This is a genomic window from Atribacter laminatus (assembly GCF_015775515.1).
In the GTDB taxonomy this organism is placed as follows: domain Bacteria; phylum Atribacterota; class Atribacteria; order Atribacterales; family Atribacteraceae; genus Atribacter; species Atribacter laminatus.
In genome coordinates this window covers 1,745,679-1,760,901 of record NZ_CP065383.1, presented here as the reverse complement: position 1 = coordinate 1,760,901, position 15,223 = coordinate 1,745,679, and the positions used below count along the sequence as shown (strand labels likewise).

Annotated in this window: 10 protein-coding genes and 1 tRNA gene; all 11 read right to left on the bottom strand. The window is 40.4% G+C overall.

The window, feature by feature from the left end; genetic code table 11:
- Positions 1-351 precede the first annotated feature (351 nt).
- Positions 352-1,566 carry a hypothetical protein gene (locus RT761_RS08025; RefSeq protein ID WP_218110906.1) on the bottom strand — a complete coding sequence of 405 codons (1,215 nt, stop codon included), beginning with the start codon at positions 1,564-1,566 and terminating at the stop codon, positions 352-354.
- Between the two features lie 15 nt (positions 1,567-1,581).
- Positions 1,582-2,388, bottom strand: coding sequence for an SDR family NAD(P)-dependent oxidoreductase (locus RT761_RS08020; RefSeq protein WP_218110905.1), 807 nt, complete (start codon positions 2,386-2,388; stop codon positions 1,582-1,584).
- 13 nt (positions 2,389-2,401) lie between these two features.
- Positions 2,402-3,202, bottom strand: coding sequence for an acetoacetate decarboxylase family protein (locus tag RT761_RS08015; RefSeq protein ID WP_218110904.1), 801 nt, complete (start codon positions 3,200-3,202; stop codon positions 2,402-2,404).
- A gap of 1,157 nt (positions 3,203-4,359) precedes the next feature.
- On the bottom strand, positions 4,360-5,160 hold the full coding sequence (locus RT761_RS08010; protein WP_218110903.1) for an HD-GYP domain-containing protein: 801 nt from the start codon (positions 5,158-5,160) through the stop codon (positions 4,360-4,362).
- An 18-nt stretch (positions 5,161-5,178) separates the two neighbouring features.
- Positions 5,179-5,445: a response regulator gene (locus RT761_RS08005; RefSeq protein WP_218110902.1), complete on the bottom strand. Its 267-nt coding sequence runs from the start codon at positions 5,443-5,445 to the stop codon at positions 5,179-5,181.
- Entirely contained in the window at positions 5,438-5,743 is a 306-nt protein-coding gene (locus tag RT761_RS08000) for a hypothetical protein (RefSeq protein ID WP_218110901.1), read from the bottom strand. Before RT761_RS08000 ends, RT761_RS08005 begins: the two co-directional genes overlap by 8 nt.
- A 5-nt stretch (positions 5,744-5,748) precedes the next feature.
- The gene (locus tag RT761_RS07995) at positions 5,749-9,366 is read right to left on the bottom strand and encodes a PAS domain S-box protein (RefSeq protein WP_218110900.1); all 3,618 of its coding nucleotides are present in this window, start codon (positions 9,364-9,366) and stop codon (positions 5,749-5,751) included.
- Positions 9,367-9,592: 226 nt separating this feature from the next.
- Positions 9,593-9,667, bottom strand: a tRNA-Asn gene (locus RT761_RS07990).
- 28 nt (positions 9,668-9,695) lie between these two features.
- The gene (gene rpoD / locus RT761_RS07985; RefSeq protein WP_246465119.1) at positions 9,696-10,802 is read right to left on the bottom strand and encodes an RNA polymerase sigma factor RpoD; all 1,107 of its coding nucleotides are present in this window, start codon (positions 10,800-10,802) and stop codon (positions 9,696-9,698) included.
- 117 nt (positions 10,803-10,919) lie between these two features.
- A complete protein-coding gene (gene dnaG, locus RT761_RS07980) occupies positions 10,920-12,701 on the bottom strand; it encodes a DNA primase (protein ID WP_218110899.1) in 1,782 nt (593 codons plus the stop codon).
- Between the two features lie 525 nt (positions 12,702-13,226).
- Positions 13,227-15,194: a sodium-translocating pyrophosphatase gene (locus RT761_RS07975; protein WP_425491274.1), complete on the bottom strand. Its 1,968-nt coding sequence runs from the start codon at positions 15,192-15,194 to the stop codon at positions 13,227-13,229.
- Positions 15,195-15,223: the final 29 nt, after the last annotated feature.

The window sequence follows — 15,223 nt, the reverse complement described above, 5'->3', positions numbered from 1 at the left end:
AGCACCAGATGAGGGTGAAAGACCAAAATTCGGCATGCCATGGCATGCCTCTACATTAAGTGGGTGCAATAATACGCTCCAATGATTATAAATTTTTATAGAGTTTTAATGTATCAAGACTATTAGTTTTAAAAAACACTCTTGCTACTTGGTTTGCCTGATGATAATGAAAATATTAGTTAAATCTTCTTTACCAGGGATACAGCGACCTGGCAATCTCACCCACCATCTCCTTCATTCTGAGGAGTCCGGTAACTTTTACTGGACGACGTGAGAATCTCATCCTTTAAAGCATTTATTAAGGAGAAAAAATTAAAAGATGAGATCCTCACGGCTTCGAAAAACGAAGCCTCAGGATGACGGATCTCTCATGTCTGCTTTTTGGCTGATCATCTTATCCAAAGTCAGAAGAATTGACATCAAATACATAAGAACACATCCGTTGGCAAATAGAACCACACCAACAACTAGCCCCGGAAGGAGACGAGAAGCCAGCATAGATGATCCGAATAGAATCGATAGAAAACCCATAATTAATTGAGTAACAAATAGCTTCTGTAAGATTGGAGTAACTTGACCACCTGACTTTTGTGTTTTTTTTAGCCGAGGTAATAGTGTTTTCACTAAGGTTATAAAACCACCGAGAATATTCAATACTCCGATAAGAATTGTCAACGGTTTCACCAGAATTCCTGGAATGATACTGGATATAATTCCCAATGCTGCAAATAAAAGCCCAAATATTATCATCAACCAGCTCCGGGGAAAAGGACCAATGGGGGTGCTACCTAATGCCAGCATTTGGATAGAAAAAATGACCATTAGCAACCCCAGTTGGGCGCTCCCCGAGAAAGGAAGTTGACCTAAATTGACTGGTATCAGTAGTATTCCCAAAAGCAGCATGAAAACACCAGTTATCAAAAGCATCATTTTATCAATAGAAAGTTCAACTGTCCCCAAGTTGGTGTTTTCCGCTTCCGGATAAGTCAGGTAGATTTTCTGAAGAACCAAAGCCAGATAAATAATAGCTATTCCAAAAATCAAACCAACCACAGCGGTCATCGTAGTGGTGAGCAAGCTTTGCACTAAAATAAGGAAACCAATCAATATTGATAACACATAGACAGCTCCGCATCCAACAATAAGGTGTTTAAAAATGCCTCCATACTTTACCCAAGTACGGAGTTTTTCTTGGGAAAGAAACATCTGAAGAAGTAGGAGAAAACCTCCCGGAGCAAAGCAAATAAAAAGGAGGATGCGGGGTATTTGGCTTAAAAGGTCAGGAATAAAACAGGTCACGATGCCGATTGCCGCTATAACCACACCAATAACAATTAAAGGTTTTGATCGGCTCATATCACCAAAGGGGGTTTTCCCCAAGGTCACTATTTGCAAGGCAAAGATGAACAGGAGCAATCCGTACAATCCATTTTCATAATAAGGAAGTGCTCCGGTCGACACTGGAAAAAGCAATATTCCAGTAACCAGCATCATCAAACCGGCAATCAACAGAATCGCCACTTCCAGGGGAAGATCTGCCTTGTTGAATATCCGATTTATAGGCATGTCTGTTTACCCAACCTAATAGTAGGTGCCCTTGGTTCGATAATTCTCTCGGCGTTCGGCAGCTAAATTACGAATTTTCTTTTCAAATTCCGGGCGACTTTCCCTATAAAGTCTATCAAAATCTCGCATTTGTTGAGGAAAGACTATGACTATCGATTTTTTTTCGAGTTCCTGAAAAATATAGTCCACCGCTTCGTCAACACTAATTGAATCTGGTGGCGGTGTCGTGTTTCCAAAAATAGCTGTTCTGACGTTCCCGGGACAAAAAACACTAAAATTTAATCCTTCCTCTTCCAACTCATATTGCAAGCTCTCGGTCATGGATATCACTGCGCTTTTGCTTGCAGCATAAACCGCTTGGTAAGGAACCGGTATTCTCCCGGTAATAGAAGCAGTGTTAACGATGTGTCCAAACCCCTGCTCCCGCATGATGGGTATCGCCGTATAGGTACCATAGACAATACCCATGAAATTTAAATCTATAACAAATTTCCAGATTTCAAAGGTCACTTTTTCCGTTGGAATTGTGATACCCACTCCAGCGTTGTTGAACACAAAATCAAGATGACCATCAAAGGCTTTAGCAGCATGAATCAGTTTCTCAACTTGCTCCAGCTTGGTTACATCGGTGAGTTGAGGGCTGACTTTTCCGGGGTATTTTTGGTTTAAACGTCCGGATTCTTTGACGAGATTCTCTTCGTTCACATCACCCATGAATACTGCCTTTGCTCCTCTTGCCAGCAAATGTTCGGTGAGTCCCAAACCGATACCTGATGCCGCTCCGGTGACCACTGCTACTTTATTTTCAAAATATTCGCTCATGTTTCTCCCTCCTTTAGGGTAGAATTTTCGAATCGCCTACGTTGAGACTGGCTGAGCACTTTAACATCATAGCGTTGGTATACTTCACTATTGGCAAATCTGCCAAAGCCTTGATGATATGACTCTGTAAAGGATGTTGCTCCGGGGTCAGCGTCGTCCATTGGAGACTACCTTCACCGAACCAAGCTTGTTTTATGTTCATTTCCTGCGGGTAAAGGGTAGCGTGACTCAAAGTCGCTCCTCCCTTTCCAAGATTGGGTAAATAACGCCAGCCAAATAGGTTGACTTTGGGATTTTCGTTTAGTTTCTCAATATCTTTTGACGATACTTCATCCTGTTGATTAAAATCAATTTTAAGAAAAGTGCAGCTTTCATAACTGGCATTTGTAAACCAATGATTTTCGACACGACGTTCGTTGGCGATGTCAGCAAAAATCTTGGGAACACCATCCTCCTCTCGCCCTCCGATGATGGGGCAAGTTTTATTTTCCCATACCACCAGGGCATAATCACCAGAAAGCCCTTCAGAATTCCCCATATATGTAACCGGAGCAGAAACTTGTATCAGCCGATATTCGCCCCCCGCCATCCAAACCACATCTCGACAGTTGGTATACTGGACGCTTACTATCGGTTCTCGAAGTTCAAAATCTTCGGGTATGTATTGGAGTAACGCTTTTTGGTCGGTTTCATATTGGACGGAGACACCTAACATATCTCCATACACTGCTCTTATTGGATAAAAGGGCGATCCTCCAAAATGAGCTGGCATTTTGTAAATAAAATCGTCTTGAAACTTAAATTTTCCTCTCATGTTACACCTCCCTTAAAAATATTTTTCTTATTATAACTAACTTCATACCACATAATTTATCTTTATGCCATATATGGAACCTAATGACAATGAAAATAGTTGCCCCTCCTCACTCTGGACCGTCTCCCACTAAGGGGCGAGGAAAAAAGAACAAAAGAATTCAGAGTTCCTTCTCCCTTGATGGGAGAAGGTGAAGATGAGGGTGAAAGCCCAGATTCGACATGCCATGGCATGTCGCTACATTAATCGGGCGCAATAAATCAAACCCCTACATTTTAAATTCTTTTGTACTGTCTTGATTTATCACGCCCGTATATTTTCATGATTTATTTTCATGCCATGTTACATCATTTGATGATAATGAATGAATATGCCGATCAATTTCCCCCTTTAGAAAAGGGGTATGAGGGGTTTGTATTCTGCTCCGTCATTCAGGCTGTGTCATAATCTCTTTCATACACCAAGAAGAGTTTGAAAGTGGAAGATATATTCTATTTATCTTCAGTTTTTTGGTTATCTATTCCCAATATTACTGTAAAATATTAACCTAAGTGGTGGTAAAAAATTTACAGAATAATTGTGACACAGTCTGATTGCGAGGAACGTCCTGTGCGACGTGGCAATCTCATCCCCCTGCTCCGTCATTGCGAGGAGCGCAGCGACGTGGCAATCTCATTTAGTATTTTTTTATAATAATGAAAAGATGAGATCCTCACGCCCTCAAAAAGCGAGGGCTCAGGATGACGGCATTTTTAAGCGTTAGTTGGTTTTCAGGATATACCTTCATGCTGCTTATGCAGCACCACATGAGGATGAAAATGCCTTCCCAGGAATCGTTTCCCCCTTTAGCAAAGGGGGTTAGGGGGATTTGAGTTTTTTTCCTGCTCGGTCATTGCGAGGAGCGTCTTGTGCGACGTGGCAATCTCTACCATCCACTTAGTCATTCTGAGGAGTCCGGTGTTTTTGCCGGACGACGTAAGAATCTCATCATTTAAAGTATTTATGAAGAAAAAACTTAAAAGATGAGATCCTCACGCCCTCAAAAAGCGAGGGCTCAGGATGACCGATTAAAGGCACACCCCCCTTTATCCCCCCTCAATGGGGGAATTTATAAGATGGTATTTTCAGGGTAGAACACAAGAATATCGAGGATTGTATTAATCCTGTATTTCCTGACGAATACGTTTAAATTCCTTGTCAAGAAGTCGAAAAGCCTTAACCACATCGGGGTCAAAATGTCTCCCACTTTCTCGATAAATCATTTGAATTGTTTCTTCATGGCTAAAAGCCTCTCGATAGCAACGGATTGAAGTCAAAGCATCGTAGTAGTCAGCCAGAGCAATTATCCGAGCACTTAGTGGTATATCCTTCCCAACCAGACCTTCGGGATAACCAGTTCCATCCCATTTCTCATGATGATATCGAGCTAGTTCGACACCCATTTGTAAAAATTGATTCTCGGGAAAATATTTTAAAACCTCAGCCAAAGTATCGGCGCCATAAATGCTGTGCTTTTTGATTTCTTCATATTCTACTGGGGTCACTTTCCCAGGTTTTAATAAAATGGCATCAGGTACTCCTACTTTCCCAATGTCATGAAGACAGGCAGCTTGATAAAGGTTGTCTATAAAAGATGGAGTTAAAATATCCTCATATAATCCCATTTCCCGCATTTGAAGGGCAAGTTTTTTAGTAAAAATGCGGACCCTCTCAAAGTGCTGACCGGTTCCCTTGTCCCGCGATTCTGCCAACTTTGCCAGGGCAAAAATGGTTGCCATTTGAGATGCAGTAATAATTTCAACCTGTTTTGTGACAATTTCTTCCAATTGTTTATTGTGATAAACCAGCTCTTCTCGGAGTTTTTTAAGGTGTATATGAGCCCAAACCCGTGCCAAAACTTCTTGTTCTTGGAAGGGTTTGGAAACATAATCAACCCCTCCAGCTTGAAAAGCCTTCACTTTATCATCAGTTCCTTGTTATCCACTAATAAAAATAATAGGGATATTCTGGAGCCGTTCATCTTGCATAAATCGTTGGCACACCTCAAACCCCGACATCTCCGGCATCTGGATATCTAAAAGAACTAAATCAGGAGGGTCAACAACTGCTACTTCAAAAGCCTTTTTACCGCTGTCAACTGGTCTTGGTACCAGTCCGCCCCGTTTTAAGAGAGTACTGAGCAGTCGAAGATTATCGTGGGCATCATCAACCACCAAAACATTCCCAACATTCATTTCAACCATCTGACTTTTCTCCCCCTCCTTTTTCATCGATTAAATCTAAAATTCCATCGTAATTATATTCATCAACTAATTGATAAAGTATTTCGGCTAAATTGGTATCTATGGAATGGATTTTCTCAATGATTTGAACTAAATCGTCGTATCGTGCGGCTAATGTAGCTTGTCGCAGATCTTTATAGATTTTTATCGGAAGAAGCTGTAATTTTTTTAGAGGAATAACTCTGTTATTTCTGGTTTTATGAGTTATTATCATCTTCTCATTTTTTTCAATTTTTGAAGGTATGACACCATCTAACACTTCCCTCACTTTATGAGTAAGATCGGCGGCACTGAAGGGTTTACCGATATTGAGATTACCTGATCATGATCAATCTCATTATTTTGTACGGCACTATCGGCAAAACCCGACATAAAGATGACTTTGATATGAGGGAATAGCTTTAAAAGATGTTGGGAAAATTTTTCACCACTCATCTCAGGCATAACGATATCGGTAAGCACCAATTGTACTCGTCTTTCATCCTGATTCAATATTTTAAGAGCTTCTGAACCACTTGCTGCTGATAATACGGTATAACCGACATTACTCAGAATTTTCTTCACTAGATTTCGAACTGATTGTTCATCATCCACAACCAGAACGGTTTCAGTCCCTCTTGGATTTTTGCTCTCCACTGGTACTGTGGGTTTATGAATGATTTTTTGAAGAGTTTCCCGCCTTAAATAAATTTTAAAAGTAGTTCCTTCTCCCGGTTCGCTGTAAACCCAGACATGTCCTTTATTTTGTTTAACAATACCATAAACCGTGGAAAGCCCAAGGCCGGTCCCTTTGGTTTTAGTAGTAAAAAATGGTTCGAATATTTTCAACTTGGTTTGTTCATCCATACCGCTTCCCGTATCAGAGATGCTGAGCATGACATATTGCCCAGGGAGGACATCAATATGCTGGGATACGTATTTTTCATCAAGCTCAACGTTTGAAGTTTCAATAATGAGTTTTCCTCCATTGGGCATTGCATCACGGGCATTAACAACTAAATTCATAATGACCTGTTCTAATTGGTTGGGATCAGCCAAGGTTAGCCACAGGTCGGGAGAGAGAATTTGCATCAGTCCAATATTTTCTCCAATAACTTGCCTCACCATCTTTTCCATCCCAACAATAATTTGATTGAGACTAATTTGTCCGGGATTGACAACCTGTTTACGGCTAAGGGTGAGTAATTGCTGAGTGAGCGCTGTCGCCCTTTCGGTAGCCTTTCGAACTTCGGTTAAATTTTCACGTATTGAATCATCTTTACAATTTCTGGATAAAATTAAATCGGTATACCCAGTGATTACCGATAGCAGGTTATTGAAATCATGAGCAATCCCACCAGCTAAACTTCCAATAATCTCCATCTTCTCAGAAACCTGTAAGCGTTCGGCGAGCTTTGAACGTTCTTCCTCGGCTTTTTTCCGCTTGGTAATATCTCGAACAAACACCAGAGCCCCGTCTTTCCCTTGATAGAAAATGGGAACCGCCGTTACTTCCACTGGAACTTCACTGCCGTCCAAACGAAGATAAATTTGCTCAATTAAGGGAACTGATTGTTTTTCAATATTTAAAAGATGAATACGTTGTTTAGATCGCTCTCTTGCTATAGGATGAATCCGATCCAATAACGGTTTACCTAATAGCTCATCAGGAGACTTGGCTCCAAAAAGTTTACAAGCTGCCGGATTGAGATAGCTAAATTGATTGACCGTTTCTATGAAGATTGCATCAGGTGCACCCTCAACCACTTTTTGGAACTGAGCTTCAATATCACGTTGAGCTTTCTCTGCCTTTTTTAGGGCAGTAATATCACGACCAATACCGACCAAACCGAATACTTTTCCCTCACTATTTTTCATTGGAGAAAGTGAAGTTTGGTAAAAACGCTCTTCCCCTTCTAATTTTGCTGACCATTCATATTTAACAAATTCACCTTGAAGAGCAAGTAGATTGGATTGTGTATGGATTTTTGCAGCTTCCTCACCAAAAAATTCAGCAGCGGTTTTTCCTAAAAACTTATCTTCACTCAACCCACCTTGTACTAACCATTGTCCATAAACACTGGTATGTCGCTGCTGAGTATCTAAGGTAAAGATAATATCGTTGGTGGATTGCACCAGAAGACGAAACTTTTCTTCACTTTCTCTAAGCGCTTTTTCCGCTTGCTTGCGTTTGGTGATATCAATATTAAATTTGGCTACAACCCATTTTCCCGATATATCCTTTATTGGTATAGTATGAACTTCAATAACCCGGTCATTTTCTTTCGTGAGTATTCTTTCTAAAACAACTGGTTGCTTGGTTTGTAAAACATCATGAATAATACAATAATCGCAGGGTTCCTCTAATCCAAGAAAATAATCATAGCATTTTCGATCAATAAAGTCACCGTAAATATTCTGCCAATGCTTATCCACATAAATGAGATTATAGTCATGATCAATAATGTCAATATTGGTTTTGGTAGCAGCCAAAATCATATCAAGACGTTGGGTGGCTTCCCAGAGTTCCCTCTCTATGCGGTTTCGTTCGGTTACATCTCGGGCTGTAGAAACTAAATATTCGTTTCCATCCACCTGGATAGAACGAACATTGACCTCGACTGGGATAGTTGTCCCGTCCTTTTTTTGATAAAAAGTTTCAATTAATAGATTCCCCTTTTCGTGAACTTTTTGCAAAAATTGGGGGAACTCTTCCCTGAGAAAAGCCGGGTTTATATCTTGAACAGTCATGTGTAATAATTCCTCACGGGTGTAACCCAGTCGGGCACACGCTGTATCATTCACCTCTAAATATCGATTCGTAATCGGGTCTATTACCAATACTGCATCACTACTGGCAGCTATAATTGCCTTGGACTGTGATAATTGTTGTTCGGTAAGGTAAAGTTCTCGGTATATTCTACTTTTTCGGCGATTCATTAACAGGATGGCAAGGAGAATCACCATTGCTACAAAAAGCGAAAACAGTAAAAGGATATAGCCTCCTCGGGTCTGAGCCTCAGAAAATATTTCATCAATATTGATTTTAGCTTCCATAAACCAGTCAGTATCAGGTATTGGTTGAATATAGGAAACAACTTCTTCTCCTCGATAATCTTTACCACGAATGATTCCGGTTTTCCCCATTATCCCTTGAACTGTTGAATTATCAGTTTCTGTAAGTGGAATACAAGTGTTAAGCGCGGAATCAGGTTGATGGCGAAGTTGATTGAGGAATACGATCTCCTGACCGTTCTGTCTAAAAATAAGGGTTTCTGCGCTCTCACTTGGAGTTGGCCAGGTTTGTATAAAAGGATAAAGAAAATTATCGGGGTCAGTACGGAGTAGGAGAGCTGCCAAGGGAGTTTCATTATCATCAAGTACGGGAACTGTCAAATCTAAATGAATTCTTTCGTTTTGTATACACCGATAAAAATCCCCGAATACAACATGACCAGTTGCGATGGCTCGATTAACCAGCTGTATAGCATCGGTTTCCAATTCAACAATATCGGGATCAAGGGAAAGCAAAATTTGTCCAGCAGGTGAAATGAGAAGAACATTTTGGTATTTGGCATTATCTTGGAGATCTTGCCAGTGATTAGCAAGGAGTTTTTTTAAATCCTGATCATTGGGAGACCTGAGCCATCGCAGGATTTCTATGCGGAGAATTCCTGAAGAATTCATGGAGGCATCGATAAGGCGTTCGTTTCGCCAAGTCTGGATTTGTTCAACTTTTAGTTCGGCTATGGCTTTGAGTTCAATTTCTTTTTCAGCCTGAACAGCTTGTATATTATAGTGATAATATAAATATCCTCCAGTTATAAGAGCTAAAATAATAACTGTTAAAAAGAAGAAAATAAACCTAATGTCCGGCTCTTTGATGGTTTCCTTATTGGTCATTAAAAAGTTTACCACCTAGCATCAACTTAACATTAATTCTAACCATTAAAATCTTCTTAGTCCACACCAAAGGCCCTTATCAAGAGAATATTAACTAAAATCAAGTTTATCCAACAGCAAAACCGTTGTCAAGATATCATTTTTTATTTATATTATTTTAATAAATATATATTTTAGATTGATCTCACAACAAAAAAAGCCGCCTTATAAGGCGGCTTTTATAATCTGGCTCCCCGGGCAGGATTCGAACCTGCAACCCTCCGGTTAACAGCCGGATGCTCCACCGTTGAGCTACCGAGGAATATTCAACGATAAGGATTATATACGGTTTATTCCGCCTCGTCAAGATAATCGCGTAATTTTCTGCTCCGACTTGGATGACGAAGTTTACGGAGGGCTTTGGCCTCAATTTGCCGGATCCGTTCCCGGGTAACTCCAAAAATCTGCCCCACCTCTTCAAGAGTATGAGGTCTTCCATCTTGTAAGCCGAAACGCAGCTTCAGGACTTTTCGTTCCCGGTCGGTTAAAGTATTGAGCACGTCGTCAAGTTGTTCCTTTAAGAGTGTATAGGAAGCCGCTTTGGGTGGTGCCATCACTCCCTGATCTTCAATAAAATCACCCAGATGGCTATCTTCTTCTTCCCCAATGGGAGTTTCCAAGGAAAGCGGTTCCTGAGCAGTTTTTAAAATTTCTCTAACCTTATCGACCTGAATACCCATTTTTTGGGCGATCTCTTCGGGTGCCGGCTCTCGACCCAATTCCTGAAGAAGTTGACGGGAAATGCGCACCAATTTGTTGATGGTTTCAACCATATGAACTGGAATTCGAATAGTACGAGCTTGGTCGGCGATAGCCCTAGTAATTGCTTGACGAATCCACCAAGTGGCATAAGTACTAAATTTATATCCCTTACGATAGTCAAACTTCTCCACCGCACGAATTAGTCCCAAATTTCCCTCTTGAATGAGATCCAGGAATAGCATTCCTCGACCAACATATCTCTTGGCGATACTCACCACCAAGCGAAGATTTGCTTCAATCAATTCATTTTTAGCAATGGAGTCTTCTTTTTCAACTCTTTTTGCTAACTCGACTTCTTTTTCAGGAGTAAGCAATGGGACCTGACCAATTTCTTTTAAATACATTTTTACCGGATCGTCTACACCGATACCTTTAATTCCTTCCAGCTTAAGATCTTCGGTGCTGGCGACTATTTGATCCTCTTTCCCTGCTTCCTCTTCGTCAGAAACTTCGATACCTTGATCAGACAACACAGTATAGAGATCATCAAGCTTATCAATGTTGACCGCATCGTCACCAATAACATCATTTAATTCTTTAAAAGTGATGAAGCCTTTCTTTTTTCCGCTTTCAATAAGATTTGAAAATTCAGCGGTTAAAGTATGAGAGGCTTGATTTTCATTATTGCTAATCAATAAATCACCCTCTCTCAAATTATTGAGTTGCAAAATATAGAGATTGTATCACAATATATTCCTTTCAGAAATCTTATTACCCAAATTATAATCTACCCCTTCCTTTTCAAGGAATAATTAAGAACAAGATTTTAATCTCTGTATTTCCTTATCTATTTCTTCTATCCGTTTTCCAATCAATAATTTTGATTCATAATCGGCTTGTTGGGCTAATTCTCCAGCCAGTATTGATCGTTCTCTTCTTAATTCAGCCCATTTAAGAGTTTTTATCAAACTTTGAATCAATTCCTCATTCATTTCGTGACATTCGGTTTCCATTGAACCTATGGCTGAAATACATGATGACATCAATTCATCTCCAGAAAATACGTTAATCAGGTCAGAAAGAGAAAAATTCTCATCCAAATTATTTAAAATCACCTGATAGATTCTCCGGTGTTCTGGAATAGAAAAATACTCAGCTGGAACCTGGTCACAAATTATACTTCTAACGGTTGGCTCTTCCATTAGAAATTTCACTAATATTTTTTCTGCCTTTATTGCTCCGTAAATAGCGTCTTTCTGAGCTGTTTTAAAGAGTTTTATTTTTTTCTCGCTTTCTCGAGTTCCCTTTAAAACATTATAAATTAAAGATTCAGGAATTTTTAAGTACTGAGCCAAAGAACGTATTTTTAATGACCTTTCAATGGAATCAGTCATAGCATTGATGGAAGGAAGAAGGCCGCGAATGATATGTATTTGTGATTCTAATGATTTAGAACCATATTCATGCAATAATAATTCCAATTGATAATCAAAAATCGGTTTTTTTTGTTCCAAAATTTTTAAAAATGCTCCCTTCCCTTTCTTGCGAAGATAGGAATCGGGATCATAAGGTGCAGGGAGCACTGCAATTTTTACCGATAATCCCTTTTTGGTTAAAATATCAATTCCACGGAAAGTTGCTACTCTTCCAGCATTATCTGAATCATAACAGATAACAACCTCTTCAGCGAACCTTCTGATGAGAGTTGCCTGATGAGCCGTTAAGGCTGTCCCCATCGATGCCAAGCAATTGGTTACCTGGTTCTCGAAAAGAGATAGAAAATCCATGTATCCTTCAACTAATATGGCCGTCTTGGTTTTTCGTATGTCGTTTTTCGTGGCAAATAAACCGTATAAATTGTTCCCTTTAGAAAAAACCGGGCTTTCAGAACAATTGATATATTTAGGATGCTCGTTTTCAAGGAGGGTTCTTCCAGCAAAGCCTACAATCTCTCCGTTGCTGTCATGAAGCGAAAAGGTTATTCGTCCTCGGAATCGATCGTATAATTCTCCTTTTCTAATGACGTTTCCTATCCCTGCCTGGATAAAATCGTTCCCGTTAAATCCTTGTTGGTATAAATACTCGATAATCGCCTTTCCATCTGCCGGCGAATAACCCAGTCCGAATTGTTCAGCTGTTGACGGTTTAATACCTCTTTTTTGAAAGAGATAATGCCTTGATGTTTTTGCCAACGGATCTTCAGAATGAAGGAGTGAATCATAATAAAATTTTTGAACGACTTGATTTAACTGTATTATTTTTCCTTTTTGTCGATATTCCTTGTTCTGTATATCCCGTCTTGAGGTAGGTAGTTCAATACCCGCTTTCTGTGATAAATGAATCACCGCATCCCGAAAGGATAGATTTTCCACTTTCATGATAAAATTAAAAATACTCCCTCCAACACCACAACCAAAGCAATGGAAAATTCCTTTTTCTGGTGAAACGATAAAAGAAGGCGTTTTTTCTTCGTGAAAAGGGCAGAGTCCTCGATAATTTTTCCCGGCTGGTTTTAAATCTACATAGTTGGAGATGAGCTCAACGATATCAATACGGTTTTTTATTTCTTCTAAAGTTTGGTCTTGAATTGCCAAAGATAAACCTCTTTAAAATTTAATAAATTTATTATAAACCAATATTCCTCTCAGATTTTAAAAGGTCCCTCTTTAGAAGAATATTATTTCTCCTCATTTAAACCTCTTCCACTATGAAGAGAATAAAGAAATGGATATGAATTCTCAGGATAGACCGTCATGCTGCTTTGCAGCACCAGATGAGGATGAAAATACCTATCTAAATCCGTCATTGCGAGGAGCGTCTTGTGCGACGTGGCAATCTCTACCATCCACTTAGTCATTCTGAGGAGTCCGGTGTTTTTACCGGACGACGTAAGAATCTCATCATTTAAAGTATTTATGAAGAAAAAACTTAAAAGATGAGATCCTCACGCCCTCAAAAAGCGAGGGCTCAGGATGACCGATTAAAGGCACACCCCCCTTTATCCCCCCTCAATGGGGGAATTTATAAGATGGTATTTTCAGGATAGAAAATTATAATAGCCCGGGGGTATTGATAATTAACCCCGAGCTATTCTTTTTATTAAAATATTGAAGAGCATCCTATCTCAAAAAGAGCGGGGCAAAAACCAGTGCCACAATGGTCATTAATTTGATCAAAATATTCAGCGATGGACCAGCAGTATCCTTGAAAGGATCTCCAACCGTATCGCCGACCACTGCTGCCGAATGAGCAGAAGTTCCTTTGCCTCCTAAGAAACCACTTTCGATAAATTTTTTGGCATTATCCCAGGCACCACCAGCATTTGCCATCATAATCGCCAGCATTAAACCGGTAACAATGGCACCAGCCAGAAGTCCACCCAAGGCTTCTTTTCCCAATGCAATTCCTACAAAGAGAGGGACTAAAACAGCCATCAATCCTGGAACAATCATCTTGGTAATAGCACCCCTAGTACTAATATCGACGCAACGGGCATAATCAGGTTTGGCTTTCCCTTCCATCAATCCCTTGATTTCTCGGAACTGCCGACGAACTTCCTCAACCATCTTAAATGCCGCAGCACCAACTGCTTTCATTGCCATCGACGAGAACAGGAAGGGCAACATACCGCCAATGAAAAGCCCGACTACCGTTCGGGGATTAAGGATGTCAATCACACTGAGCTTAACGGTTTGGGAATAGGCTACGAATAATCCTAGGGCAGTTAAAGCTGCCGATGCAACTGCAAATCCTTTCCCAATAGCAGCAGTTGTATTCCCGAGTGAATCGAGTGAATCGGTAATCTTTCTTACCTTGGGATCCAGTTCAGCCATTTCAGCAATTCCACCAGCATTGTCGGCAACCGGTCCATAGGCATCAACCGCAACAATAATAGCTGTAATCGATAACATTCCGATTCCAGCAATAGCTATCCCATAAATTCCAGCTGCCCAAAAAGCCACCATGATGGCTGCACAAACCAATAACGTGGGGAGAAGAGTGCTTTCCATGCCAAGGGCTAAACCATTGATGATCACAGTTGCCGGACCGGTTTTAGAGTTTTCGGCTAATTCCTTAACTGGCTTGTAATCGCTGGCAGTGTAGTATTGAGATGTCAATCCGATAACAATCCCTGCAATCAAACCTGCAATCGTCGCCACGAAGGGTCCAGTTGTCTTAAAGATCAAAAGTGAGGCAATCAAGCTGATAACGATAACCAGGGCACCACTGATATAGGTGCCACGATTCAGTGCTGCTGCCAAACCTTTTTCGTCTTTTGAGCTTACAAACAATGTTCCAAAAATTGAAGCCAGAGTTCCAGCACCGGCTAAAACCAGTGGGTACATCACTCCACCTAAAGTTCCGGGGAAAGCAAATACTCCCAAAACCATGGCAGCAATGATCGAACCAACGTAGGATTCAAACAAATCGGCACCCATGCCGGCCACGTCTCCGACATTATCTCCGACATTATCAGCTATAACTGCTGGATTGCGAGGGTCATCTTCAGGAATACCTGCTTCAACCTTTCCCACCAAGTCGGCACCTACATCAGCTGCTTTAGTATAAATCCCTCCGCCTACTCTGGCAAAAAGAGCGATTGAGCTGGCACCTAAGGCAAATCCGTTGATTATATTAGCATCTCGAATGATCAGATAGAGAATTCCCAAGCCCAAGAGCCCAAAACCAGCTACACACATCCCCATAACCGTGCCTGACGAAAAAGCTACTTTAAGTGCCTGGCTTATTCCTTGTGTGGCAGCCTGGGTAGTTCGGGCATTGCTTTTGGTTGAAACCCTCATTCCCACAAAACCGGCTAATACCGAACAAATCGACCCACAAAGGTAACAAATGGCCTCAACAATTCCTCGGGTAAAGGTGAGGAGGATAAACATACCGATAACAAAAAATATCAAAAAGAAGTATTCTCTTTTAAGAAAGGCCATAGCCCCTTCTTGAACAGCATGAGAAATCTCTTTCATTTTTTCGTTACCAGCATCAAAGGCATTAATTTTCATAACTAAATAAACTGCATATATAACCGCTATTAAACCAGCTATAGTAGCAAATACTGCTAATCCCACAATATAATCCTCCCTTCTGAATTCCAATTCAT